28 protein-coding genes are annotated in these 24,959 nt (G+C 34.7%); 16 read left to right on the top strand and 12 right to left on the bottom strand.

All coding sequences use genetic code 11. The features are described from left to right. Positions 1–795, top strand: a 795-nt coding sequence (locus ABJI11_RS15350) for an AMP-binding protein (protein WP_348354096.1), incomplete at its 5' end; no start/stop codon positions are given. Between the two features lie 75 nt (positions 796–870). On the opposite strand, the gene ABJI11_RS15345 is transcribed toward ABJI11_RS15350, so the two are convergent. Together ABJI11_RS15345 and ABJI11_RS15340 are read right to left on the bottom strand one after the other, a co-directional pair. Continuing rightward, positions 871–2,589: a hypothetical protein gene (locus ABJI11_RS15345; RefSeq protein WP_348354093.1), complete on the bottom strand. Its 1,719-nt coding sequence runs from the start codon at positions 2,587–2,589 to the stop codon at positions 871–873. Between the two features lie 145 nt (positions 2,590–2,734). Continuing rightward, on the bottom strand, positions 2,735–3,964 hold the full coding sequence (locus ABJI11_RS15340; protein WP_348354090.1) for a multidrug effflux MFS transporter: 1,230 nt from the start codon (positions 3,962–3,964) through the stop codon (positions 2,735–2,737). Positions 3,965–4,070: 106 nt separating this feature from the next. Between ABJI11_RS15340 and udk the strand changes: the two genes are divergently transcribed. The 9 genes from udk (at position 4,071) to ABJI11_RS15295 (ending at position 10,962) form a co-directional block, all read left to right on the top strand. Then, positions 4,071–4,685, top strand: coding sequence for a uridine kinase (udk, locus tag ABJI11_RS15335; RefSeq protein WP_348354087.1), 615 nt, complete (start codon positions 4,071–4,073; stop codon positions 4,683–4,685). After that, positions 4,685–5,017, top strand: coding sequence for a septum formation initiator family protein (locus ABJI11_RS15330; RefSeq protein ID WP_348354084.1), 333 nt, complete (start codon positions 4,685–4,687; stop codon positions 5,015–5,017). The genes udk and ABJI11_RS15330 overlap by 1 nt, the downstream gene beginning before the upstream one ends. Before the next feature lie 189 nt (positions 5,018–5,206). Further along, the gene (locus tag ABJI11_RS15325) at positions 5,207–5,980 is read left to right on the top strand and encodes an AAA family ATPase (RefSeq protein ID WP_276494065.1); all 774 of its coding nucleotides are present in this window, start codon (positions 5,207–5,209) and stop codon (positions 5,978–5,980) included. A 2-nt stretch (positions 5,981–5,982) separates the two neighbouring features. Continuing rightward, on the top strand, positions 5,983–6,891 hold the full coding sequence (locus ABJI11_RS15320) for a ParB/RepB/Spo0J family partition protein (protein ID WP_348354079.1): 909 nt from the start codon (positions 5,983–5,985) through the stop codon (positions 6,889–6,891). Continuing rightward, positions 6,884–7,525: a DUF5683 domain-containing protein gene (locus ABJI11_RS15315; protein ID WP_348354076.1), complete on the top strand. Its 642-nt coding sequence runs from the start codon at positions 6,884–6,886 to the stop codon at positions 7,523–7,525. Before ABJI11_RS15320 ends, ABJI11_RS15315 begins: the two co-directional genes overlap by 8 nt. 2 nt (positions 7,526–7,527) lie before the next feature. Continuing rightward, entirely contained in the window at positions 7,528–8,229 is a 702-nt protein-coding gene (gene dapB / locus ABJI11_RS15310; RefSeq protein ID WP_348354073.1) for a 4-hydroxy-tetrahydrodipicolinate reductase, read from the top strand. Between the two features lie 93 nt (positions 8,230–8,322). Next, positions 8,323–10,023 carry a signal peptidase I gene (gene lepB, locus ABJI11_RS15305; RefSeq protein ID WP_348354070.1) on the top strand — a complete coding sequence of 567 codons (1,701 nt, stop codon included), beginning with the start codon at positions 8,323–8,325 and terminating at the stop codon, positions 10,021–10,023. Beyond that, positions 10,020–10,649, top strand: a complete 630-nt coding sequence (locus ABJI11_RS15300) for a WbqC family protein (RefSeq protein WP_348354067.1) — start codon at positions 10,020–10,022, stop codon at positions 10,647–10,649. Before lepB ends, ABJI11_RS15300 begins: the two co-directional genes overlap by 4 nt. Further along, a complete protein-coding gene (locus tag ABJI11_RS15295) occupies positions 10,642–10,962 on the top strand; it encodes a DUF6122 family protein (protein WP_348354064.1) in 321 nt (106 codons plus the stop codon). The genes ABJI11_RS15300 and ABJI11_RS15295 overlap by 8 nt, the downstream gene beginning before the upstream one ends. Here ABJI11_RS15295 and ABJI11_RS15290 read toward each other — a convergent pair. Genes ABJI11_RS15290 through ABJI11_RS15260 form a run of 7 tightly spaced genes read right to left on the bottom strand, consistent with a single transcriptional unit; the run spans position 10,943 to position 17,134 of the window. Then, complete coding sequence (locus ABJI11_RS15290; RefSeq protein ID WP_348354061.1) at positions 10,943–11,974, bottom strand: endonuclease/exonuclease/phosphatase family protein; 1,032 nt, start codon at positions 11,972–11,974, stop codon at positions 10,943–10,945. The two genes, ABJI11_RS15295 and ABJI11_RS15290, sit on opposite strands and share 20 nt — an antisense overlap. 2 nt (positions 11,975–11,976) lie before the next feature. Beyond that, positions 11,977–12,858 carry a rhomboid family intramembrane serine protease gene (locus tag ABJI11_RS15285; protein WP_348354058.1) on the bottom strand — a complete coding sequence of 294 codons (882 nt, stop codon included), beginning with the start codon at positions 12,856–12,858 and terminating at the stop codon, positions 11,977–11,979. Between the two features lie 3 nt (positions 12,859–12,861). After that, positions 12,862–13,605, bottom strand: a complete 744-nt coding sequence (locus ABJI11_RS15280; RefSeq protein WP_348354056.1) for a rhomboid family intramembrane serine protease — start codon at positions 13,603–13,605, stop codon at positions 12,862–12,864. Then, the gene (gene mutL / locus ABJI11_RS15275) at positions 13,606–15,462 is read right to left on the bottom strand and encodes a DNA mismatch repair endonuclease MutL (protein ID WP_348354053.1); all 1,857 of its coding nucleotides are present in this window, start codon (positions 15,460–15,462) and stop codon (positions 13,606–13,608) included. Then, the gene (locus ABJI11_RS15270; protein WP_348354050.1) at positions 15,462–15,824 is read right to left on the bottom strand and encodes a riboflavin synthase subunit beta; all 363 of its coding nucleotides are present in this window, start codon (positions 15,822–15,824) and stop codon (positions 15,462–15,464) included. The genes mutL and ABJI11_RS15270 overlap by 1 nt, the downstream gene beginning before the upstream one ends. A gap of 57 nt (positions 15,825–15,881) precedes the next feature. Continuing rightward, positions 15,882–16,367 (bottom strand): 6,7-dimethyl-8-ribityllumazine synthase, encoded by a 486-nt coding sequence (gene ribH / locus ABJI11_RS15265; RefSeq protein WP_276494076.1) that lies wholly within the window; start codon positions 16,365–16,367, stop codon positions 15,882–15,884. Beyond that, positions 16,367–17,134 carry a tetratricopeptide repeat protein gene (locus ABJI11_RS15260; protein WP_276494077.1) on the bottom strand — a complete coding sequence of 256 codons (768 nt, stop codon included), beginning with the start codon at positions 17,132–17,134 and terminating at the stop codon, positions 16,367–16,369. The genes ribH and ABJI11_RS15260 overlap by 1 nt, the downstream gene beginning before the upstream one ends. A gap of 123 nt (positions 17,135–17,257) precedes the next feature. Between ABJI11_RS15260 and recF the strand changes: the two genes are divergently transcribed. The 3 genes from recF to ABJI11_RS15245 are packed head-to-tail and all read left to right on the top strand — an operon-like array spanning position 17,258 to position 19,052. Continuing rightward, positions 17,258–18,337: a DNA replication and repair protein RecF gene (gene recF, locus ABJI11_RS15255; protein WP_348354046.1), complete on the top strand. Its 1,080-nt coding sequence runs from the start codon at positions 17,258–17,260 to the stop codon at positions 18,335–18,337. Then, the gene (locus ABJI11_RS15250; RefSeq protein WP_348354043.1) at positions 18,337–18,756 is read left to right on the top strand and encodes a lipocalin family protein; all 420 of its coding nucleotides are present in this window, start codon (positions 18,337–18,339) and stop codon (positions 18,754–18,756) included. Before recF ends, ABJI11_RS15250 begins: the two co-directional genes overlap by 1 nt. Next, a complete protein-coding gene (locus ABJI11_RS15245; protein ID WP_036153419.1) occupies positions 18,756–19,052 on the top strand; it encodes a DUF721 domain-containing protein in 297 nt (98 codons plus the stop codon). Before ABJI11_RS15250 ends, ABJI11_RS15245 begins: the two co-directional genes overlap by 1 nt. 97 nt (positions 19,053–19,149) lie before the next feature. On the opposite strand, the gene ABJI11_RS15240 is transcribed toward ABJI11_RS15245, so the two are convergent. Then, positions 19,150–19,569, bottom strand: coding sequence for a nucleoside-diphosphate kinase (locus tag ABJI11_RS15240; RefSeq protein WP_036153417.1), 420 nt, complete (start codon positions 19,567–19,569; stop codon positions 19,150–19,152). 45 nt (positions 19,570–19,614) lie between these two features. Beyond that, positions 19,615–20,643: an alkaline phosphatase D family protein gene (locus ABJI11_RS15235; RefSeq protein ID WP_348354039.1), complete on the bottom strand. Its 1,029-nt coding sequence runs from the start codon at positions 20,641–20,643 to the stop codon at positions 19,615–19,617. Between the two features lie 75 nt (positions 20,644–20,718). Between ABJI11_RS15235 and ABJI11_RS15230 the strand changes: the two genes are divergently transcribed. Genes ABJI11_RS15230 through ABJI11_RS15220 form a run of 3 tightly spaced genes read left to right on the top strand, consistent with a single transcriptional unit; the run spans position 20,719 to position 23,433 of the window. Further along, entirely contained in the window at positions 20,719–21,735 is a 1,017-nt protein-coding gene (locus tag ABJI11_RS15230) for a bifunctional oligoribonuclease/PAP phosphatase NrnA (protein WP_348354036.1), read from the top strand. Further along, on the top strand, positions 21,732–22,283 hold the full coding sequence (gene gldI / locus ABJI11_RS15225; RefSeq protein WP_348354033.1) for a gliding motility-associated peptidyl-prolyl isomerase GldI: 552 nt from the start codon (positions 21,732–21,734) through the stop codon (positions 22,281–22,283). Before ABJI11_RS15230 ends, gldI begins: the two co-directional genes overlap by 4 nt. A gap of 10 nt (positions 22,284–22,293) precedes the next feature. Next, positions 22,294–23,433: a peptidylprolyl isomerase gene (locus ABJI11_RS15220; RefSeq protein ID WP_348354030.1), complete on the top strand. Its 1,140-nt coding sequence runs from the start codon at positions 22,294–22,296 to the stop codon at positions 23,431–23,433. A 60-nt stretch (positions 23,434–23,493) separates the two neighbouring features. On the opposite strand, the gene ABJI11_RS15215 is transcribed toward ABJI11_RS15220, so the two are convergent. After that, entirely contained in the window at positions 23,494–24,939 is a 1,446-nt protein-coding gene (locus tag ABJI11_RS15215) for an aminoacyl-histidine dipeptidase (RefSeq protein ID WP_348354027.1), read from the bottom strand. Between the last annotated feature and the right edge of the window lie 20 nt (positions 24,940–24,959).

Here is a 24,959-nt window from a genome sequence, read left to right as displayed (position 1 = left end):
GTAGGCGAACCTATAAACGAAGAGGCATGGCATTGGTACAATAATAATGTAGGTAAAAAGAACAGCCCAATTGTAGATACCTGGTGGCAAACAGAAACAGGTGGTATTATGATTACTCCAATACCATACGTAACACCTACCACCCCAACCTATGCTACCTTACCATTTATCGGTATTCAACCAGCATTAATGGACGAGAATGCAAAAGAAATAAAAGGCAATCAGGTTGAAGGTAGATTATGTGTAAAATTCCCATGGCCATCTATAGCCAGAACTATTTGGGGTAACCACGACCGTTACCGAGACACCTATTTTTCAGCATATGAAAACATGTATTTTACAGGTGATGGCGCCTTAAGAGATGCTGTTGGCTATTACAGAATTACAGGTCGTGTAGATGATGTAATCATAGTATCCGGTCATAATTTAGGTACCGCACCAATAGAAGATTCCATCAACGAGCACCAAGCAGTGGCAGAATCTGCAATAGTAGGTTTCCCGCATGATGTAAAAGGAAATGCACTCTATGGATACGTTATTTTGAAGGAAACAGGTGAAAGTAGAGATCGTGATAACTTAAGAAAAGAAATCAACCAACAGATCACAGAGCATGTGGGACCAATTGCAAAACTAGATAAGATTCAGTTCGTATCCGGATTACCAAAAACACGTAGCGGTAAAATTATGCGTAGAATTTTACGTAAAATAGCAAGCAACGACACAAGTAATTTAGGCGACACAAGTACCTTATTGAATCCAGAAATTGTTCAAGAAATTATGGATAATTCCTTGTAATTAGGAATACAATCTATACGGTAATAGTTTATTTAAAATCCATCAAGTTTATATAACATTGAACTTGATGGATTTTTATTTAATACGAGAAGTAGTTAATTTAATATCGGCTGTAGACCAACTATGTTGTCTGAGTATTTCAATTTCATTTACCATATTTTCATCATGTAGCTGCTCATACGCTAGCTTTAAACCTTGAAGAGCCCATCCATTTTTGGGTAATCTGTCTAAATCTTCTTCATAAGTATTAATAGCGTCTTCATAAAGCTCTGCTTCAATTTGAATAGCCCCAAGATGATGTCTAACTGAGAAAAACCAATCTGGTGGTTCATTATAATTTAGACCATCTTCCAACTCAACAGCTTTTTTTAACAATGATATACTTTCCAAATAATTAGATTCTTTAGCCATAATTTCAGCCTTTAAAACATTTCTGGCTATTTGAACTAACACGTCGACCGAATTAATTTCCCAAATCGATATTTCCTTAAGACTTTCATCTTTTGTAAAAATTTCTAACGAATACAATTCCTTTTTTGCATTTTCCACTTGGTCTAATCCTAAAAATGCCATACCACGTGCATAATTTAATATTGCCGACGGATATTTTAAAGAAGGTACTTCATTTTTTATTTTTAATATATCGTTCCATTTTCCAAATTTTACGTTCATAAAGAATGGTATGGTATAAAAGTGTTGAAGTGTTCCCCAACCTGGTTCTTTCATTAAGATAGTACTAGAATGTTTTGCTACATTATAAGAAGCTTTCAATGCCAACTCGCTATTACCCTCTAGCGCCGCAGTCGCGGCCATGAAATGATAATTATGCGGAAAATATGCAATAGGATAAGCTCCTTGGGCAGTACAAGCAGCCACATAACTACTATCAACAGCTACTGCGCGTATATTCGCCAATGTACCTTTATGATAATCCCCTGTTCTAATATAAACATGAGAAGGCATATGAATAAGGTGACCTGCACCTGGCACTAAACCTTCGTCAAATATTTTAGCACTTTCAAGTGCATCTTCTGGATGTAAAGATGCTTCTAACATATGAATTTTAAAATGATGCGCTCCAGGATGTTCCGGATTAATTTCTAATGCTTTATTAATTACTTGCACAATCTCATTTGTCCTTTCTTTTGGATTCCCATCTTTATCCCATAAATCAAATGGAAACATATCCATTAAAGACTCGGCATATAAAACTGCTATGTCCACATCATTAGAATATTTACTATAAAGCTTACCTAATGCATTTGAATATGCTAAATCTAAGTCAAATCTATTTTCTAGCGGAAATTGCACATACCTTTTAGACAAAGCATCAATTAAATCCTTTTCTTTTTGTGAGGCATTATTTTTAGCCAATTCTTTTGCTTTTTGAACCGCGTCATAAGCCCGCTGGTAATTACCTGGCTCCATATCCGCATTATAGTTTGGACCTAACACGTATGCAAAACCCCAATATGCCATAGCACAATTAGGATCTAATTTTGTTGCATAATAAAAGGACCTAGCAGCTTCTGCATGGTTAAATCCGTATGCCAAAACAATTCCTTGATTCACATATTCTTGTGCTCGCCTATTATTAGTAGTAACAGAAAACTCCATTACATTCAACCCATCTATAAGTGGAGCGATATTATCAGATTGATACCATGACATATCACTAGTAATGGGAGCACAAGCTATAAATGGCTTATTTGAAATGTCATAAACATTTCTTTTGTTCTTACACGCTAAGGAAAAAAGGATTAAAACAATTGATAAGACGTCTCGTATTTTCATATTAACAAATTATAATATTCAACAAAATATTACATTAACAATATAAACACACATTATTGTTAATCAATTACTTAACGTATAAACAACACTTTAATAAGTGTAGATGGCAATAATCTAGTAAGCAATTGCTAATTTGGATATCAAGTTAATTAGTATTTGAAAACGCACGATTATTAGCAAAAAGCGGACGCGTTTTAAAAGTCATAAATAAGATTATTGATATCAGTCCGCAGACACCCAAACCAGCAAATAGTGCCCAAACTGAATCTTCAATAAAGCTACCTACGAAAATTGATATTGGAATAGAAAGTATGGTAGAGATAAAACCCGTAATTGCTGCACCAATACCAGCAATATGACCAATTGGCTCCATTGCAATAGACCTCATATTACCCCATATAAAACCTAAGCATAAAAACTGTAATGAAAGAAAAACCAATAAAATAGAAATATCGGGGTCTTTACTATTAAAGAACAGCACACTATAAGATAAGGCAATAAATGTAAAAGCAACCAACGCTGTAAAAGACAAATTACGCATACCAAAACGCACTACTAAAGTACCGTTCATCAACGTTGAAAAACCAACAGAAAATGCCAACCCGGCAAATACAAATGGAAAAGATTCTGTTAAACCATAAAGCTCTTCAAAAACATGTTGAGCAGAACTCAAGTACACTAAAAAAGATCCCGTTATCAAACCTGATATCATGGTACACGATACTGTTTCCTTGTATTTAAAAATTTCTTTAGTCCCTCTAATAAAAACATTGAATGAAAAAGGAACCTTATACTCCGGCTTCAATGTTTCTTCCTGTCTTTTATAAAACCACAACCCCACTAACAAAGCAAAAAATAATTGCATGTAAAAGATGCCTTGCCAACCCGTAACACCCATAACAGCTTTACCAATAGCGGGTGCAACCACAGGAACTAGAATAAAGAATGCGGTAACAAAAGACATTATTTTCGCCATATAATCACCACGATATGTATCACGAATAATAGAAATACTTATAGTTCTCGGTGCAGAAAGACCAATACCTTGCAAAATACGACCAACTAACATTACCTCTAGGTTTGGTGCCAACAAACAGATAATACTAGCAATCAAAAACACGGTAAATCCAAAGTAAACAATTGGCTTTCTACCCAGACTATCTGACAGCGGACCAAAAAACAACTGGCCCACTCCCAATCCTAAAAAAATCATCGTAACCAATAACTGATTTCGGGTAGGATCCAAGCTATTAATAGACAAGCCAATATCTGCCATTGCTGGTAAAATAGCATCAATGGTCAATGCTACGATAGACATTAAAGAAGCCATTAAGGCAACAAATTCAAAATTAGGTTTTACCTGTTCATTCTGCATCCTGCAAAAATACGGCTTAACAATTCATGCAATGTTATTAAAAGTTGATTTTTGAGATTATGATTTTTGAAATTCAAATATGTACTTTTGCATTAAATTACAATGTATGCTGATTATAGGTATTGCCGGTGGAACAGGTTGTGGAAAAACCACAGTAGTAAATCAAATTATTAATGAGTTACCAAATCAAGAAGTAGGTGTAATTACTCAAGACTCTTATTATAATGATCTTTCTCATTTATCTTTAGAAGAAAGGCGTAAAACAAATTTTGACCACCCTAGCAGCATAGATTTTGCATTGCTTGAGCAACATTTAATTGCATTAAGAAACGGTGAATCTATTGAGCAACCCGTGTATTCATTTTTAGAATGTAACCGTACTGCCAAAACTGTACTTACACATCCTACAAAAGTTATCATCGTTGAAGGTATTTTGATAATGACCAATAGCGCTATTCGTAAAATGTTCGATATTAAAATCTTTGTACATGCAGATACTGACGAGAGATTAATTAGAAGATTAAAGCGCGATGTTAACGAAAGAGGTTGGGATCTAGATGAAACAATAGAGAAATACCAAGCTGTAATTAAGCCCATGCACGAGCAATTCATCGAACCTACAAAAGAGTATGCAGATATTATAATACCGAATAATAAATACAACACTGTTGCCGTTGAAATAGTCAAGAGCATTATCAACGAAAAATTTATGCAAGCATAATGGCATTCAAAGATTTAAAACAAAAAAAATGGTTTAAAATCATGACCAATATGTATGTATTGGTGCTCTCCGTTTTTGTTGTTTGGATGCTTTTCTTTGATACAAACTCCCTTTTAATTCATCTAGAATTAAGAAAAGAAATTAAGAAACTAGAAAAAACCCAAGATTTTTTAAAGGAGGAAATTGCCCGTGATAAGAAAATTATAAAAAAACTATCTGATGAAGATGAACTTGAGCGTTTTGCCAGAGAGGAATACTACCTAAAGAAAAAGAACGAAGAAATTTACCTTATTGAATACGAGGACAGTTTAAAAACCAAAGAGAAAGAATAGTTTTTAATATTCTTTTAATAAGTTTTATGCTTTTAACATACTACAATCTAGGCTTGGCTCTAATCAATTCATAATTAAAAGTTTAACGCTTTATTAATGAAAACAAAGGGCTTATTCACTCAGTGTTAACAAAAAGCTTTCATTAGCCCCATAAATAATTGTATTTTTACCACCTAACTTACTTTGAACATGGGCAAGATTATTGCTATAGCCAACCAAAAAGGCGGTGTAGGTAAAACTACTACCTCGGTAAACTTAGCTGCCTCGCTAGGTGTATTGGAAAAAAAGGTTTTATTAATAGATGCCGACCCTCAGGCGAATGCCACTTCTGGGTTAGGTATAGATGTTGACGGTGTTGAATTGGGCTCGTACCAGTTATTGGAACATACTAAAACAGCCAGAGAAACTATTATCTCTACAACATCACCCAACGTAGACCTTATTCCCGCACACATTGACCTTGTTGCCATTGAAATAGAATTGGTAGACAAGGATGAGCGAGAGTATATGATGAAAAAAGCTATTACCGAGCTTAAAGATGATTATGATTACATTTTAATAGATTGCGCTCCTTCATTAGGGCTATTGACATTAAATGCATTGACAGCTGCAGATTCTGTAGTTATACCAATACAATGTGAGTATTTTGCATTAGAAGGATTGGGCAAACTGTTAAATACGATAAAGAGCGTTCAAAAATTACATAATGCTGAATTGGATATTGAAGGCATGCTGTTAACTATGTACGATTCTAGATTACGCTTATCTAACCAAGTAGTTGATGAGGTAAGAAAGCATTTTGGAGACATGGTTTTTGAAACTGTAATTCAACGTAATGTTAGATTAAGTGAAGCTCCTAGTTACGGAGAAAGTATAATCAAATATGATGCTGCCAGTAAAGGAGCAACAAATTATTTGAACTTGGCTAACGAGATAGTCAAAAAAAATAAGCAGACGGTTTAAGTATGGCAAAAGCGACAAAGAAACAAGCTCTTGGTAGAGGACTTTCGGCTCTCTTGAAAGACCCGGAAAATGATATAAATACGGCATCAGATAAGAATGCAGATAAAGTTGTTGGTAATATTATAGAGTTAGATTTAGATCACATTGAAGTAAATCCATTTCAACCACGTTCTAATTTTAATGATGAAAACATAAAAGAATTAGCCACCTCTATTAAAGAACTAGGTGTTATTCAGCCAATTACGGTAAGAAAACTTGGTTTTAACGAATACCAACTTGTATCTGGAGAAAGAAGATATCGTGCTTCTAAACTTTTAGGTTTAGAAACTATACCAGCTTATATACGTATTGCAAATGACCAAGAGTCTTTAGAGATGGCTTTGGTTGAAAACATTCAACGTCAAGATTTAGACCCTATAGAAATTGCTCTTTCTTATCAACGTCTTATTGATGAAATTAACCTTACTCAAGAAAGGCTGAGTGAACGTGTTGGTAAAAAGAGATCTACTATCGCCAACTATTTGCGCCTATTAAAGTTAGACCCAATTATTCAAACCGGTATGCGTGACGGATTCCTAACAATGGGTCACGGTAGAGCTTTGGTAAATATTGACAAAAAGCAAGATCAAATATCGCTATACGAAAAAATCATATTTGACAATCTTTCTGTTAGAGATACGGAAAGTGCAGTAAAAGCTTATCATGCTGATGATGTACCTACTGATGAAGTAGTTAAAAAGGTAAACAAAGAAGTTTCTGTTTTTGTTCGAAAGGGCATAAAAGAACTTACTGACGCCTTATCGGTAAAGGTAGATATCAAATCTGCTGATAATGCAAGAGGAAAAATAACCATACCATTTAAGTCTCAAGAGGAATTTGACCGTATCAAAAAATTGATAACAGGTGCGTAACTATCTTTTATTATTTAGTACTCTATTATTATTTATTAATTTATCCTTTTCTCAAGAGGAGCAAGATTCTATTCCTAAAACTGAAATAGACAGTGTACAAGCTGATTTGGCTGATAAGGGAGTGGTGATCAAAGATTCCGTTTCCTTCAAAAAATCAAAAAAAGAATTTAATCCATTAGCACCAAGTAAAGCAGCATTTTACTCTGCCGTAATACCAGGTTTAGGTCAAATCTACAACAAGAGATACTGGAAAGTTCCTATCGTTTGGGGAGCTATTGGTGGCAGTGCGTATATGTACATCTATAACAATGATCAATACCAACGTTTTAGAACTGCTTTCAAAAGAAGACAGGCCGGTTTCACAGATGACGAATTTAATGGGGAAGGAACCTTACCTCTCTTTGATGTAGACGACCTTGAATACCAACAAGAACGTTTTCAAAATGACCGTGATCTTTGGTTGGTTGCCGCTATTGGCTTATACGCCCTAAATATTGTTGATGCCAATGTTGATGCGCATTTAAAACAATTTAATATTGACGATGACCTAAGTATAGACTTTGAGCCATATCTTGATTTTAATCAAGTAACCAACAGTCCTAATTACGGAATGGCATTAATTATAAAATTTTAAAAATGAGAATTGCACTTTTCGGATACGGAAAAATGGGTCAGATGATAGAGCAAATAGCTGTAAGTCGTGGTCATGAGATTGTCGCAAAAATTGATGAAAATTCTGAGAATATTGACTTTAGCATAATGGATGTTGCCATTGATTTCAGTATGCCAGAAGCAGCTTTCGGTAATATTACCAAATGCTTGAACAATAACGTTCCGGTAATTTCCGGTACAACAGGTTGGTTAGACAAATATGATGAGGCTATTTCTTTATGCGAAGAAAAGAAGGGTGCTTTTATATATGCTTCCAATTTTAGTTTAGGAGTTAACATTTTTTTCGAGCTAAATAACTATTTGGCAAAAATGATGCAAAACCTACCTGAGTACAAGGTAGAATTGGAAGAAATACATCATACTCAAAAATTAGACGCACCAAGCGGAACAGCTATAACTTTGGCAGAGGGTGTCATTGCAAACTCTAATTATACTCAATGGAAATTGGATAACGCAAGTGAGGAAGACCTAAAAATAACCTCTAAACGAATTGGTAAAGTACCCGGTACACATACCGTTGCTTACAACAGTAATGTAGATAGTATTGAAATAAAACATACTGCCCACAACAGAGAAGGCTTTGCCTTAGGAGCTGTTACTGCTGCGGAATGGATTATTGGAAAAACAGGCGTTTTTTCTATGCGAGATGTGTTAAATCTAGGTTAAAAACGTAACAAAAATCAATCTATAAGACTGATGGATTATTGATGTTAACCACACATCTAAAAACTTATTCTATTTCAATAAAAAACAAAGACGATGAACGGCACTCAATGGATTATTTTTATTCTCATTGTACAAGTAATACATTTCTTAGGTACTTGGAAACTATACGTTAAAGCAGGAAGAAAAGCTTGGGAAGCGGCAATCCCAGTTTACAATGCCATAGTTCTAATGCAAATTATCAATAGACCAAAATGGTGGGTAATATTATTATTCATTCCTATAATCAATTTATTGATGTTTCCGGTGATATGGGTAGAAACCATTAGAAGCTTTGGAAGAAATAGTAAACTAGAAACTTGGATTGCAGTATTAACACTTGGTTTTTACATCTACTACGTAAACTATTCTCTTGATGTAAAATATATAGAAGACCGTTCTTTACATCCAACAACAGCAGCTGGTGAATGGGTTAGTTCTATTTTATTCGCAGTCGTTGCCGCCACCTTAGTACACACCTATTTTATTCAACCCTATGTAATACCAACAGGTTCTTTAGAGCGTACGTTAAGAGTGGGAGATTTTCTTTTTGTAAGTAAGTTCCATTATGGTGCAAGAACACCTATGACCACTGTTGCCGCTCCTATGGTCCATGATACATTACCTGTATTGGGTGTACCATCTTATTTAAAGAAACCACAATTACCTTATTTTAGATTACCTGGATTTACAAAAGTAGAAAGAAATGATATTGTGGTATTTAGCTGGCCTGCAGATACCGTTCGTGTATTTTTCAAAAAAGAAAAAGGCGTTGACAAGCCAATTGATAAAAAATCTAACTACGTTAAACGTTGTGTAGGTGTACCAGGAGATTCTCTTGAAGTTCGTAATGGTTACGTTTTTATAAACGGAAAGCAATTAGAATTACCTAAAAGTGCCAAACCACAATTCGATTATACCGTTTACAGCTCTAAAGGTGTTTCCTCAAAAACACTTGATGATTTAGGAGTTACTGATTTCACAAGAAAATACTTATCAGGTCAACTAAATCAAAATCAAGCAAATGCTCTTAACCCATATCTATTAGGGTATAATCAAGCAGATAATGGTCAATTAGAGCTATACACAAAGGCATCAGGTATTCCATCTAATGTGATAACCAAATATGGATTTGCATTAAAAGAAATTACAGATCGCCAACGCACAGTTCCTTTAACTGCTGACATGGTTACTTCTTTAAGAAACAATCCTAACATTGATTCTGTAGTACAAAAGGTTGTAGAAAAAGGTAGAAGAGGTGTAAACCTATTTCCACAGAGTCCTGATTACCCGTGGAATTATAGCCAGATGGGACCTATTTATATCCCTCAAAAAGGAGCAACAGTCGACTTGAATTTAAAAGTACTTCCGTTATACAAGAAAATAATTAAAGAATACGAGAAAAATGAAATTTCAGTATCTGGCAATCAAATAAGTATAAATGGATTACCGGCAACCAGCTATACATTTCAACAAGATTATTTCTGGATGATGGGTGACAACAGAGACCACTCTGAAGATAGTAGAGCTTGGGGTTATGTTCCAGAAAACCACATTGTAGGTACTCCTATTTTTATATGGATGAGTTTTGACAATTTCACCGAAGGTATCAGCAATTGGAGACCTCGATGGGATCGTATATTTACTACTGTCAATGGTGACGGAGAGCCACAGTCTTATTTCAAGTATTTCTTAATTCTACTAGTAGCATATTTCGTCGGAAATTGGTTCTGGAAACGTAAAAAGGACAAAAAGTGAAATTAATTCATCCCTCATATTTTCCCAACATACTAACATTTAGTTACATCATGCACCATCCAGTATGTTGGGAGGTAAACGATAATTACCAAAAGCAGACATTTAGAAATAGAACTTACATTTCTAATGATCGAGGTAAACACATATTAAGCATACCCATTATTCATGTAGGCAGAGCGAATGGCAGACAGAAATACAAAGATGTCAAAATTGACAATTCTTACCCTTGGCAAAGACAACATTGGCGAACGCTAGAGACTGCCTATAGAACATCACCATTCTTTGAGTTTTATGAAGATGATATAAGACCGTTATACGACCAACCTTACGAAAGCCTACTTGACTACAATTTAAAGACCATAGAGACCATATTCGAATGTCTTCAAATACAAATGCCAACCGATAAAACAATTGCATTTGAGACCACACCAGAAGGCAAGGAAGATTTTAGATTTTTAATAAGTGCTAAATTTAAGCCTCAACTAAATATAGAGCCCTATACACAAGTATTTGGTGACAGACACGGTTTTACACCCAATCTAAGCATTTTAGATCTTTTATTCAACATGGGACCAAATAGTATAGAATATCTAAAACACGAGTTTATAGCGACCTCAAATGATTAGGTTCATAGCTCACTACGGAATACATTTTATTGTACCCATTGTAATTGCTGTTTACTTCTATAAAGAAAACAAGTTTTGGTCTGCCGTGATACTTCTATCGGCAATTGTAATTGATATTGATCACTTTTTAGCAACACCTTTATTTGACCCTAATCGTTGCAGTATCAATTTTCATCCGTTACATAGCTATTGGGCAATTGGTCTTTATTCCCTGATGTTTATGTATAAAAAAACAAGGATTTTTGGGCTAGCATTACTACTGCACATATTGGCAGATATAGTAGATTGCTTATTTATTCTTCGGACAACCTAAAAGTAGCCATTACAGGCTCATGATCAGATATATTTATCTTGTAGTTGTTATGAGATAAAAAGGTAAAACTAGGGTCCCCTAAAATCATATCAATTCTAAACGGAAATTTCCAAAACTTAATAGTTTCCCCATAACCATGACCAGCTTCTAAAAAACTATCGTTTAAATCTCCCTTTATATTAAAATAAACTTTAGAAAATTGGGTGTTATTAAAATCACCGCCAACAATAACTGGATAAGGACTGGTTTTAATATGCTCTCTGACAAAATCAGATTGTCTTTCCTGCTTATCAAAAGAATCTCTAAGCCTAACAAAAAGCTTATCTGAACGCTCTTTTTTAATAAAACTAGGCCTTATACTTAAAGACTCTAAGTGTAGATTATAGAAACGAATAGTGTCTTTCTTAAAAACAATATCCGCATAAACACCACCATTAAAAGTATTTGGGAAATCAAGCACCCCATTATCAATAATCTTAAACTTTGAAAATATAGCTAAATTTTTACTTGACTCTCCGTCTTTATCTTCAAATTTATTGGCTTTAAAAGGATAGCTTTTCAACATATCACCCTTCACATAATGAGGCTCAAATTCTTGAAAGTAAATTATATCAGGATTTTCACCTTCAACAAATTCTATCACCTCGGGGCTTGTTATATTCTCCCAATCTCCATGATATTTACTATGAAATCCTAATGCATTATAACTTAACAAAGAAATGGTGTTAGTATCAGAAATACTATTAGAGCGACCATTAAACGCAATAAAAGAACCAAGTGTAAAATAGCCAAAAAACAAAATGGACAATGATAGTAATAGGTATATCTTTTTACCTATTAACCAATATAAAAAGAACAGCATATTAACAATCACCAATGCAGGTACTGTTAAACTAATAAAAGCTAAACTAGCTATAGATGTGTAAGGAACTATACACGCCAAAAACAAACTAAAAGCTACAATCACATTTAAGAACACCATGAGCTTTTTAAAGAAAGACATTCTTTTCATGCTTAATTTTCTTTACCCGCTTTAAATAAAAAGTCTTTTTCAGCTTTTGAAAGGCTTTCATAACCAGACTTGCTTATTTTATCTAAGATAGCATCTATCTTCTTCTGATGTGTTTTCTTATCGTAATCTACCGCTGAACTACTAGCACTACGGGCGGCGCCTTTATTTTTATATACTGTTTTTAATGGTGCTTTTTTCTCTGAACCCTTAAAGAGGTTGACAACACTATCCATAAACTTTGAAAACCCTGAACCTATGTCGTTTCCTTTTGTTAATTGACTTGCATATAAGTAGCCCAGAAACGCACCGCCTAAATGTGCTAAATGTCCACCAGAATTACTAATGGGCAACTGTATTAAATCGCTTAAAACCAAAACAGCACCTACCATCCATAGCTTTACATTAAAAAATATAACTCTAACTTCTTGATTAGGTAAATAAGTACAAATAAATATTAAAACAGCACTGGCACCTGCCGAGGCACCTATTAAAGTAGCATTCACATCAAAGAACGCAGGAAATATATTATAACCCAAAACAAAGAAGAGTCCTCCTAGAATAACTCCCAGCAAATACACATTTAAGAATCTCCTTGCATCAAATAGATTTAAAAAAATGCGTCCCACAAAATAAATCATCAACATGTTCCAAAACAAATGACCTACACCTCCATGAAAAAATGAATAGGTAACAATTGACCATGGTTGAAAAACTATATCAACAATATCATTAGGCAATTCAAACCATTGCACAATAATATTACCTGACAAGCCTAATAAAAAAGGAATTAAAGCATTTACAATAAAAACCACCACGTTGACCGCAATGAGTTTCTCTGCGATGTTTAACCTACTAAATTGATATTTTAAATCTGGTTGAGCCATAAGTTAGTTCCACCTATTATTATTAAATTGATTTTTTTTCCAATACCACATCATTAAGAATCCGAATAAAGCTCCACCCACGTGTGCGAAGTGAGCAATACCTTGTCCAAACAGGCTGTACCCCGTAACACCGGAAAACAAATCTAAACCTATTAAAACTGGTATAAAGTATTTTGCCTTGATAGGAACAGGAAGAAATATTAAAAACAATTCGCTGTTCGGGTAAGACATTCCAAATGCCACCAATATACCGTAAATAGCTCCTGAAGCACCAACCACTGGAGTATTGAATGCTCCTAAAAAGTTGTCTATAGTAGCTTTACCCGCTATACCATACCAATCTGTACTATACTGCCCGCTATTGATTATCTCTAGAATACTACTCTCAGCTATACCAGCATCCATCAAAGCACTCATACCGGCATTGTAGTAGTAATAATTTACACCAATATGAATCAAGGCCGCACCTAAACCTGCAGAAATATAGAAAAACAAAAACTTATTTCTACCCCACATACGCTCTAAAGGCGTACCAAATGCCCATAATGCGTACATATTAAAAAGAATATGCATAAAACCACCATGCATAAACATATGCGTGATAATCTGCCATAACTGAAAATGATCGTTTTTTGGGAAGTACAATGAAAACCACTCGTACATCTGTTCGCCATACATTTGTGTAGCAACAAAAAACAGAACATTAATAATCAGTAAATGCTTAATTGTTTCTGTTATTCTTCCCATTTATATAAATTTTCGTTCAATATCATTCTCTGTAATCGTAATGTATACTTTTTTGTTAAACGGACTCAAAGTTGTTTCCTTACATGCAAATAAATCGTTTACCAATTTCACTTGAGAAAACTCATCTAACGTTTCGCCCGTTTTCACCGAAAGTGTTTTTGCCAATGTTTTCGCCAACATATCACTTTGAGAAAAACTATCACCAGGCACTTCTTGTTGAAAATCAGAAATAAGTTGTTCCATAATCATTTGCACTTCACTTTCTACAACTAGTACTGGCACCCCTGAAATCTCCACTCCGTCTTCAGTAATCTCTCCGAAAACAAAACCTACGGTACATAAATTATCTTTAATCTCTTTTAAAATATTTATTTCACCAGTAGAAAAAGATAAGGTCAAAGGAAACAGTAACTGTTGACTTATAGCCTCTTTAATGGTAATATTCTTTAAAAAATTCTCATATAATACGCGTTGGTGAGCTCTACTCTGATTAATAACTACCATACCAGACTTAATGGTCGTTATAATATACTTTTTACGCATTTGAAAAGTGGTCGTGGAATGATCAACAACCTCTTTTTCATCATCAAAAATACTACTATTGACAACTTCAGATTCAAACTCTAAATGGCTAACACCACTATCTACAGTTGTTTCTAAACCTGCATATAAATTTTCCCATCCATCAACTTTTGGTTTAGTATAACTACCACCCCCACTTACAGCGTTACTTTGTGATGGTTTAACTGTTTCAAATGGATTAAACGAAGAATCTACCACAACTTGCGGTACACCAACCTGTTTATTTTTATATGAATATGGAGTGTCTAAATTTTGATCCTGCTCAAAGTCTAATGCAGGCACCACATTAAATTGACCTAGACTATGCTTTACCGTTGACTTCAGCATAGCATAAAGCGTATGTTCATCATCAAACTTGACTTCCGTTTTAGTAGGGTGTATATTAATATCAATGGTAGCAGGATCTACTTCTAGATTCAAAAAATATCCAGGATGAGTACCCGGACGAATCAATCCTTCAAAAGCACCCAAAATAGCGTGATGCAGGTAAGGACTCTTGATAAACCTATTATTAGCAAAGAAAAACTGCTCACCCCTACTCTTTTTCGCAAATTCTGGTTTTTGAATATAACCAGAGATTTTTACCACCTGTGTCTCTTCTTCTACAGGTACGAGTTTTTCATCTGTCTTTCTTCCAAAAATATGTACTATGCGTTTTCTAAAATCATTAGCGGGCAGTTGAAAAACATCACTGCCATTATTATAAAAATTAAACGCTACATGCGGGTGTGCCAAAGCTATTCTATGAAACTCATCTGTTATATGACGATATTCTACCTGATCAGATTTTAAAAAATTACGTCTTGCCGGTATATTGAAGAAAAGGTTCTTGACCAACATTGAAGTTCCTTTAGGAGCAACAACAACCTCTTGGGTAACTATCTTACTACCTTCAATTTTAATTTTTGTTCCAATTTCATCTTCTTCTGTTTTGGTCAGCATTTCTACATGCGCAATAGCTGCAATAGAAGCTAGTGCCTCTCCCCTAAAACCTTTGGTATTTAAATTAAAAAGATCTTCTGCTTTTTGAATTTTAGATGTGGCATGGCGTTCAAAACTTAAGCGCGCATCCGTGCCACTCATGCCCTTACCATTATCAACTACTTGAATAAGTGTTTTACCACCATCTTTTATAATAAGTTGAATATCGGTAGCACCTGCGTCAATGGCATTCTCCATTAATTCTTTTACCACTGAAGATGGGCGTTGCACCACTTCACCAGCAGCAATTTGGTTTGCTACATGGTCAGGTAATAATCTTATAATATCTGCCATTATGAAGTAAAGAAAATTGTGAGGTCAAAATCAATAATGTAAAGAAAAATAAATACCAATACTGCAATTATAACAGCCATTCTAATCTTTAAGTTGCGATCTCCTTTTCTTTTAGAATCTTCGATAGCACTATTAATCTTTCTTTTTAATCCTCGAGATGTATTTAATGTACTACGAAACTGATCAAATTTAGGTTCCATTTTAAACGGATTCCCTTTTTCTTTACCATCATAATACCTAGGATTGTATTCAAATGACCTATTTTTTCGTAACCGCGTTATTTTGCTCAACATCCCCATAACCTCAAAGTTACTTAAAATAGAAAAATGGGGCATGTTACCAATGCCAAAATTTGTTAACATCTTGCGACATTAACCGAGCACCGTTAAACTTAGTTGAAAATTAAACTGGTAAAAAGTCTACTTATTACCTAAAACTGCCATTTTAATGGCTGCAATAGCGGCTTCAGTACCTTTATTACCATGCTTACCACCACTACGATCAATGGCTTGCTGCATGTTATTATCTGTTAGCACACAAAATATAACAGGCACGTTAGTAATAACATTTAAGTCTTTAATACCTTGAGCAGTAGCATCACACACAAAATCGAAATGTTTGGTCTCTCCTTGTATAACGCTGCCAATAGCAATAACTGCATCGACCTTAAGACTCTGAATCATTTTCTTTGAACCAAAAGTAAGTTCAAAACTACCAGGAACATCCCAACGGATAATATCAGATTCTTGTGCTCCACAATCTGTTAAAGCTTCAATTGCACCAGAATACAAACCTTCCGTTATCTCTGAATTCCATTCTGAAACAACAATCCCAAACCGAAGTCCGTTTGCGTTTGGGATTGTTGCCTTATCGTAAACCGATAAATTTTTATTTACTGTAGCCATTATTCACCACTTTTAGCCATACCTATAAACGCATCTATAGAATTGGCATTTTCTGAATTTGGAAAATCGTCCTTAATTTTTTGAAAGAATCCTAAAGCTTTATCCTTATCTCCCATTTCCAATGCAGTTACACCTGCTTTGTATAAAAACTTTGGAGCCGTATAATCATTATCACTGTGGTTTACAGCCGCTTCATAGTACCCTAAAGCATCAGACGCTTGGTCTAATTGCATAAAAGCATCACCTAAACCACCTTTTGCCAAGGCACCTAAAACATCATCATCAGAGCTAAAATCCTCTAAATATGTTATAGCGTTTTGGTAATCGTTCATATTTAAATATGACATACCTGCACCATAATTTGCAAGATTGGCAGCTTTAGTACCACTATATTCTTCTATGATATCTAAAAAACCATATTTACCCTCAGCACCTTCTAATGCTAAAGTAAACAATGAGTCTTTTGCAGTTGTTGCAACCAATGCCTGGTCAAAATACTGTTGTGGGTAGTACATCTCATTTGCAGCACTTGCCTCTTTCGGCTTTTCTACAAATTGATCGTATGCCAAATAGCCTAAAACACCAATCGCAATAACACCAATGACACCCAAAATGATATTCTGATTCTTAGAAACCCACTCTTCTGACCTAGAAGCACCTTCATCTAATGAACTAAAAACTTCAGCTGTTGTGCTTTCCTGTTCGTCAAATTCTTGCTGTTCAGCCTTTGTTTCAGGTTTATATCCTCTTTTCTTATATGTTGCCATCTGTAAATTTATTGATCGCGCAAAAATAATGGTTTTATTGAAATCGCAAAGTGTATTTATTCGTTATTTTTGGATATTTTAAGCATGTTTTCATTCTTCCAAATCTAAAATCTTATATTCTTAATGCTGCTGAGACAATTATCATTGATCAATTACAAAAATTTTGAGTCCAAAGATCTGTCTTTCGATGCTAAAATAAATTGTTTTGTAGGTGATAACGGAATTGGTAAAACAAACATACTTGACGCTATTTACCATTTATCATTTGGCAAGAGTTACTTTAACCCTGTTTCTTCTCAAAATATTCGTCACGGATCAGATTTCTTTGTAATTGACGGCACTTTTGAAAAAGAAGGAAGAGAAGAAAAAATTGTTTGTAGTTTAAAGAAAAACAACAAGAAAATCATTAAGCGAAACGGCAAAGCCTATGACCGCTTTGCGGACCACATTGGACTTTTGCCATTGGTTATTATTTCGCCGGCCGATAGAGACCTTATCATAGAAGGTAGCGATACACGTAGAAAATTTATTGACGGTGTTATTTCTCAATCAGATAAAAGCTATTTACAAAACCTCATCAACTATAACAAAGTAGTATCACAAAGAAATGCCTTGCTTAAATACTTTGCTGCCAATAGATCTTTCAACAAAGATACTTTGGCGGTATACAATGAACAGATGGAGATATATGGCACCGAAATCTTCAAAAAAAGAACCTCGTTCTTAGAAGCATTTATTCCTATTTTTCAAGAACAATACAAATCTATTACCGGCAATACAGAAGATGTTTCTCTTTCGTATAACAGTAAATTAAAAGATTATGACCTGTTAACACTTTTAAATAAAAATCTAGATAAAGACAGAGCGTTACAATATACCAGTGTAGGCGTTCATAAAGATGATCTTAGCTTTGAAATCAGCAACTACCCAATTAAGAAATTTGGTAGCCAAGGTCAACAAAAGTCTTTTTTAATAGCCTTAAAATTTGCTCAGTTTCATTTTATGAAATCGCAAAGTGGCACTACCCCAATATTAATTTTGGATGATATTTTTGATAAGTTAGATGAGCACCGGGTTTCTCATATAATCACTTTGGTAAACAATGAAAATTTTGGACAGATTTTTTTAAGTGACACCCATGCCGATAGAACCGAAAGTGTTGTTAAAAAAATTCATCAATCATATAAAATATTTAAATTGTAATGATGAAAAAATTATTGATCATATTCTCTTTAATTCTTATTTCTTGTAGCTCTAAAATTGACAAGAATCAATTACACCTATTAAACGGATATTGGGAAATTAAAGAAGTTACTTTAAAAGACGGAGTAAAGAAAGAATACTCAATTAACAGTACTATTGATTATATACAGTTAGATTCGTTAAAAGGATTCAGAAAAAAAGTTGAGCCTAAATTTAATGGTACTTTTGAAACCTCTAATGATGCCGAGCCTTTTACAATTAGAATTTCTAACGATTCTATATTTATGGGCTATAACAATAACTCTAACACCTGGGAAGAGGTATTGACGCAATTATCAGAAGAAAGCTTCAAGGTAAAGAACAACCAAGGCATTACCTATACATACAACAAATTTGAACCTATAAACATAACCCCATAATGGCTAGTAGAGGCAACGATAACACTTCAATGAAAGATGCTCTTTCAGCATTTATTCAAAAAAATAAATTAGAAAAAGGAATAGATAAGGTAGATGCCAGAGAAGCATGGGCAAAACTTATGGGTAACGGAGTAAATAATTACACCACAGAAATTGAATTAAAATTCGGCACGTTATACGTGGCATTAAGCTCTTCTGTATTACGCGATGAATTAAGTATGGGTAAATCTAAAATAGTACGTATGCTTAACGAAGAAATTGGAAAAGAGGTTGTAAAAAAACTTGTGCTTAGATAATGGCTGTTGGCTGTTGGCTGTTGGCTGTTGGAAAATACTTGATATAAAAAATGCCAGCTCTTTCGGGCTGGCATTTTTTATATCAAAACTATCTTACTTAGTAAATTTCTCTACCTGAAAAATGGAATGAACCTTCAATAGCTGCATTCTCATCGCTATCAGAACCATGTACTGCATTCTCACCAATACTAGTAGCAAACATTTTACGAATAGTACCTTCAGCTGCATCTGCAGGGTTGGTAGCACCTATCAATGCTCTAAAATCTTCAACAGCATTTTCTTTTTCTAAAATAGCCGCTACGATTGTACCGCTAGTCATGAATTCTACTAATTCACCAAAGAAAGGACGCTCTCTATGTACACCATAAAATTCTTGTGCATCTCTTAAGCTCAATTGTGTATATTTCATCGCTACGATTTTAAAACCAGCAGCAGTAATTTTTTCTAAAATAGCCCCAATATGTCCGTTTTTTACGGCATCTGGTTTGATCATTGTAAACGTTCTATTCGTACTCATATCTTAATTTTTGCGCAAAAATACGTTTTTCCACATATCTCACAACTATTCGTAGACTTGTTCTAATTTCTCTAACACTATTCCGTTATCTCCAACTATCTTGAAATCAACCTTTTTAGCATCAAAATTAAACTCTAAAATTCCAAAACTTTCTGTAAAAATGACCTCTCCTACTCTATATTTATTAGGTTCGCCGCTAAAACCTCTATAAGCATGAGTTAGACCACTACTGGTAAAATCTATTACAGGATAACTCATTTCGTCTATATTGGTTCTAGAAAATTCTGAAATATGTCTATCACCAGATAAAACAATAACACCGGCAGCTTTTGAATCTGCGATTACTTTTGCTAGTTTATCTACTTCGTGAGGAAAATTGCCCCAAGCTTCAAAACCGTGTTCATTAGACAAGTATTGCACACTACTTACAATAATATTGAAATCTGCTTTAAATGTATTCAGTTCATTTTCTAACCAACCCCATTGCGTTGCTCCCAACATGGTACCTACTCCATATTCATTTGGTTTCAACCTTTTTTTAGTTTCAGTATCAGGTGTCAACTTTGTTCTAAAATACCGAGTATCAAGAATGATGATGTTAATAGAGTGACCATCTATTTCATATTTCCTAGAATTATAAACCCCTTGGCGCTTTCTTAGCGGACTATCATCTGGTACATTCATGAAATTCAAGAATTCTTGTTGGCTGGCATCTTTTGCTTCAAACTCTACTCCACCATCATTTAAACCATAATCATGATCATCCCAAGTACCTAATATATCTGTACTTTCTACAAGTTTCTTATATTCAGATTGTTCTTTTTGCACATTATACATTGCTCTCAACGCAACCATATCATCTGTATCTGCATATATATTATCACCGCCCCACACCCAAACATCTGGTTTGGTATTTAAAACATCATCCCATAAAAGATTGGGCAAATCAACTCTGTTGCAAGAACCAAAAGCCAATACAAAATCGGCATTTACAGCATTATTTTCTACTGCTTTTTTGTTCGATGAACATGACGCTAAAAATAGAGCGCTAATAAAAAAGTATATAAATTTCATATGAGATAGTTAAGTCTGGGTAAAATTAAGGTTTTCGGTTTAAAGCCTATATTATTAAATTGTATCTTTGCCGCCATGAATTTAGAGCACTTAAACGAGCTAAAAAAACTACTTTCTTCACCAAAGAAAATAGCAATTATTCCACATAAAAACCCAGACGGAGACGCCATCGGATCAACCTTGGCACTTTGGCATTATTTGGTCAATACCGGTCATACGGCAAGCATTGTTGCCCCCAATGATTATCCTAAATTTTTAAAATGGATGCCGGGTTCAGATAAAATTTTAAATTTTGAAAGAGAAAATTCGCAATCCAAAGCTTGTATAAATAATGCCGACATCATATTTACATTAGACTTCAACCATTTGGGTCGCGTAGGTCAAATGAGCGATATTTTAAAATCTGCAACTGCAACTTTCGTAATGGTAGACCATCATCAAGAGCCATCAGATTATGCTAAAATCATGTACTCAGATGTAAAAATGAGCTCTACATGCGAAATGGTCTATGTACTCATTAACCAACTGGGTGGTAAAAACAGTATTACTTCTGAAATGGCCAATTGTATTTATACAGGTATTATGACAGATACCGGTTCCTTTAAATTTGCGGCAACAACAAGTAATACACATAGAGTTATTGCAGACCTTATGGATAAGGGTGCGGAAGGCACAGAAATTCACCACCGTATTTATGACACTAATTCTCCGAGTAGACTACACCTGCTGGGTTGTGCATTAAAAAACATGGTTATTCTTGAAGAATATTCTACAGCATATATAACGCTAAGTCAAGACGAATTAGACACTTTTAATTACCAAAAAGGAGATACGGAAGGCTTTGTAAATTACGGCCTAACTTTAGATGGAATTAAATTTGCAGTCATATTTATAGAAAACAAAGAAGAAGGTATTTACAAAATCTCATTCAGGTCTGTAGGTGAATTTTCTGTAAACGATTTTGCAAGGAAACACTTTAGTGGCGGCGGACACACAAATGCAGCAGGCGGAAAAAGCGATGATAATTTAGAAGAGACAATCACCAAGTTTACATCGTTACTACCTTTATATAAGAATCAATTACAATCATGAGATTAGTTTCATTTTTATTTTTAGCCTTACTGACACTAGGCTGCAACGGACCTGAACCAAGAAAACCTGTTCAAACAAAAAGCGGAAGTTTCTTTAAGGCGTCTATTGAGAGAAGTAGAAAACTGTTAAAGGCTGAAGAAAGTAAAATTCAAGAAATTATAGCATTAGATTCTTTAAAACACTATTCTCATAGTAATTCTGGATCTTGGTATCACTACTTAACTGTTAACGAAGAAAGTGATTATACCCCTAAAACAGATGATCTAGTAGCATTCACCTATGACCTTTTAACTTTAGATAACGATACTATTTATTCTCAAGAAGAAATTGGTGTTGTTACTTACAAAGTTGATAAGCAAGAATTATTCTTAGGACTTAGAGATGCCGTTAAGATGTTAAAGGAAAATGAACGAGCTACCTTTTTATTCCCATCTTCAATTGCATTTGGTTACCATGGAGATGAAAACAAAATAGGCAGCAATGTTCCCCTTAAATCTACGATTACCATTTTACAAATAGAAAAACAACAAGACAACACAGTAAATTAAAATGACCATTATGATTAAAAAAATGTACTTGATTGCAGTTATAGGCTTAGTTTTAGCCAGCTGCAAAACCAGTAAAAGAGCTGATTTAGGAGACGGTTTGTTTGCCGATATCAAAACTTCTAAAGGTGACATTATTGTTCGTTTAGAGCAAGAAAAGACTCCTGTTACCGTAGCTAACTTTGTCTCATTGGCAGAAGGAACAAATACTTTTGTAAGTGAAGAATATAAGGGTAAAAAATATTATGACGGATTAACGTTTCACAGAATTATGAAAGATTTCATGATTCAAGGTGGTGATCCTTTAGGACAAGGAACTGGAAACCCTGGTTATAAGTTCATGGATGAATTCAACGATTCACTAGTTCATGATAAGAAAGGTATTCTTTCAATGGCCAATTCAGGACCAACAACTAACGGTAGTCAGTTCTTTATTACTCATAAAGAAACTCCTTGGTTGAACAATAAACACACTGTATTTGGTGAAGTTGTAGAAGGTATGGATGTGGTTGATTCTATTGCAAACGTTGCTGTAGGTGCTGGTAATAAACCTGTAGAGCCAGTTATTATGAATACTGTTGAGATTATTAGAAACGGTAAAGAGGCTCGTAAATTTGATGCTGTTCAAATCATGACAGATTATTTTGATGGCGAAGAAGATAGACTTGCCGCTATTGAAAAAGAGAAAGCTGAAAAATTAGCTGAAGTTCAAAAAATAAAAACGGAGTTTGCTTCTTCTATTGAAGCTCAAAAAGCAAAAGCACAAACCTTGGCTTCTGGTCTTAAAGTATTGACATTGGAAAGTGGCTCTGGTGAAAAACCAAAAGTAGGTCAGAAAGTAAATGTAATGTATGCAGGTTACTTAATGGACGGTACATTATTTGACAGTAACTACGAAGAAGTTGCTCAAAAATATGGAATGTTCGACATCAAAAGACAACAAGGTGGCGGTTATATGCCAGTGCCTATGGACTATTCTCCAGAATCTCGTTTGATCGCAGGTTTCAGAGAAGGACTTTTAACAATGAAAGTTGGAGATAAAGTCCGTTTGTTCATTCCTTCTCATTTAGGTTATGGACCACAAGGTGGAGGTCCAATTCCACCAGATGCAGATTTAGTTTTTGATTTGGAAATTACTGGAATAACCCAATAATAAACACAAATAAAAAAGCCCTTTAGTTTTCACTAAAAGGCTTTTTTTATATCTACAATTCTAATTTGTATTCTTCAAAATCTCTAGAAGCAAACTCCAGAATTTCTGAACAGATGAAACACTTACTCGTTCATCTGGCGAGTGGGCACCAAGAATGGTTGGTCCAAAACTAACCATATCTACATCAGGATAATTCTGTCCTAAAATACCACATTCCAAACCTGCATGACAAGCAACTACCCTAGGCTCTTCTTTGAACAACTTAATATAAGTGTCTTTCGCAACCGTTAATATTTCTGAATTAGGATTAGGATTCCACCCTGGGTAAGATCCACTAAACTCAACTTTAAAACCACTGATTTCAAAAGCGGAACGCAGAGAATTTGCCAAATCTAACTTTGCGGTATCAACAGATGAGCGGGTTAAACACCCAATGGTTATTTCTCCTTTTTCAACCTTTACAATTGCAATATTATTAGAAGTTTCTACCAAATCATCCATAGCTCCACTCATGGCATAAACTCCGTTATGCGCTGCATAAACCGCTTTGACCAATTTTTCTTGAGCACCAAGACCCATTACCTTTTTAGCAGGCTTTAAATCTTTAAACTCAATTTGCAAATCAGGCTCTTGCACACTTAACTCTGCCTTAATAGCTTTAGAAAGTTCATTTATCTTTTTAAAGAATTCATCCGCGTGCTTTCTACCTACATTTAGTTTACAAACACTTTCCCTAGGTATTGCATTTCTAAGACTACCACCCTTCAGCGAACTAATACGAACATTATAATCAAGACCTAAGAAAAGTAATCTATTCATAATCTTATTGGCGTTACCCAACCCTTTATGAATATCCATACCACTATGGCCTCCCTTTAAACCTTTTACAGTAATCTGTAAACCGGCATCGCCATGAGTTCCGTCCTTTTGATTATATGTCCTAGTGGCCGTAACATCTATACCACCTGCACAGCCAATATCAATTTCGTCATCTTCCTCTGTATCTAAATTCAAAAGAATTTCGCCTTGTAATACTCCCGCTTTCAGCTCAAAAGCACCGGTCATACCAGTTTCTTCATCAATGGTAAACAGAGCTTCTAGAGCAGGATGCTGCACATCGGTACTTTCTAAAAGTGCCATTATTGCAGCAACTCCCATACCATTATCTGCACCTAGCGTGGTACCCTTAGCTTTAACCCAATCACCATCAACATACATTTCTATACCTTGAGTATCAAAGTCAAAAACAGTATCCGCATTTTTTTGATGCACCATATCTAAATGACTCTGCAACGTTATCATTTTCTTATCCTCCATTCCTTTGGTAGCAGGTTTTCTTATGATAACATTACCTATTTCATCAGAGAAAGTTTCTAAACCAAGAACATTTCCAAACTCCAACATAAAACTGATTACCCTCTCCTCCTTTTTAGAAGGTCTAGGTACCGCATTCAACTTAGAAAAATTCTTCCAAACAGAAGTTGGCTCTAATTTATTTATATCCATACATTATTTTTCATGGTTAG

It is taken from the genome of Maribacter sp., from assembly GCF_039968975.1.
In the GTDB taxonomy this organism is placed as follows: domain Bacteria; phylum Bacteroidota; class Bacteroidia; order Flavobacteriales; family Flavobacteriaceae; genus Maribacter.
This window is presented reverse-complemented; position numbering and strand designations above follow the sequence as displayed.

Coding starts and splice junctions, on each gene's coding strand:
- ABJI11_RS15345 (WP_348354093.1), bottom strand. CDS start 2,589: ATGAAAATACGAGACGTCTTATCAATTGTTTTAATCCTTTTTTCCTTA.
- ABJI11_RS15340 (WP_348354090.1), bottom strand. CDS start 3,964: ATGCAGAATGAACAGGTAAAACCTAATTTTGAATTTGTTGCCTTAATG.
- udk (WP_348354087.1), top strand. CDS start 4,071: ATGCTGATTATAGGTATTGCCGGTGGAACAGGTTGTGGAAAAACCACA.
- ABJI11_RS15330 (WP_348354084.1), top strand. CDS start 4,685: ATGGCATTCAAAGATTTAAAACAAAAAAAATGGTTTAAAATCATGACC.
- ABJI11_RS15325 (WP_276494065.1), top strand. CDS start 5,207: ATGGGCAAGATTATTGCTATAGCCAACCAAAAAGGCGGTGTAGGTAAA.
- ABJI11_RS15320 (WP_348354079.1), top strand. CDS start 5,983: ATGGCAAAAGCGACAAAGAAACAAGCTCTTGGTAGAGGACTTTCGGCT.
- dapB (WP_348354073.1), top strand. CDS start 7,528: ATGAGAATTGCACTTTTCGGATACGGAAAAATGGGTCAGATGATAGAG.
- lepB (WP_348354070.1), top strand. CDS start 8,323: ATGAACGGCACTCAATGGATTATTTTTATTCTCATTGTACAAGTAATA.
- ABJI11_RS15295 (WP_348354064.1), top strand. CDS start 10,642: ATGATTAGGTTCATAGCTCACTACGGAATACATTTTATTGTACCCATT.
- ABJI11_RS15290 (WP_348354061.1), bottom strand. CDS start 11,974: ATGAAAAGAATGTCTTTCTTTAAAAAGCTCATGGTGTTCTTAAATGTG.
- ABJI11_RS15285 (WP_348354058.1), bottom strand. CDS start 12,858: ATGGCTCAACCAGATTTAAAATATCAATTTAGTAGGTTAAACATCGCA.
- ABJI11_RS15280 (WP_348354056.1), bottom strand. CDS start 13,605: ATGGGAAGAATAACAGAAACAATTAAGCATTTACTGATTATTAATGTT.
- mutL (WP_348354053.1), bottom strand. CDS start 15,462: ATGGCAGATATTATAAGATTATTACCTGACCATGTAGCAAACCAAATT.
- ABJI11_RS15270 (WP_348354050.1), bottom strand. CDS start 15,824: ATGTTAACAAATTTTGGCATTGGTAACATGCCCCATTTTTCTATTTTA.
- ribH (WP_276494076.1), bottom strand. CDS start 16,367: ATGGCTACAGTAAATAAAAATTTATCGGTTTACGATAAGGCAACAATC.
- ABJI11_RS15260 (WP_276494077.1), bottom strand. CDS start 17,134: ATGGCAACATATAAGAAAAGAGGATATAAACCTGAAACAAAGGCTGAA.
- recF (WP_348354046.1), top strand. CDS start 17,258: ATGCTGCTGAGACAATTATCATTGATCAATTACAAAAATTTTGAGTCC.
- ABJI11_RS15250 (WP_348354043.1), top strand. CDS start 18,337: ATGATGAAAAAATTATTGATCATATTCTCTTTAATTCTTATTTCTTGT.
- ABJI11_RS15245 (WP_036153419.1), top strand. CDS start 18,756: ATGGCTAGTAGAGGCAACGATAACACTTCAATGAAAGATGCTCTTTCA.
- ABJI11_RS15240 (WP_036153417.1), bottom strand. CDS start 19,569: ATGAGTACGAATAGAACGTTTACAATGATCAAACCAGATGCCGTAAAA.
- ABJI11_RS15235 (WP_348354039.1), bottom strand. CDS start 20,643: ATGAAATTTATATACTTTTTTATTAGCGCTCTATTTTTAGCGTCATGT.
- ABJI11_RS15230 (WP_348354036.1), top strand. CDS start 20,719: ATGAATTTAGAGCACTTAAACGAGCTAAAAAAACTACTTTCTTCACCA.
- gldI (WP_348354033.1), top strand. CDS start 21,732: ATGAGATTAGTTTCATTTTTATTTTTAGCCTTACTGACACTAGGCTGC.
- ABJI11_RS15220 (WP_348354030.1), top strand. CDS start 22,294: ATGATTAAAAAAATGTACTTGATTGCAGTTATAGGCTTAGTTTTAGCC.
- ABJI11_RS15215 (WP_348354027.1), bottom strand. CDS start 24,939: ATGGATATAAATAAATTAGAGCCAACTTCTGTTTGGAAGAATTTTTCT.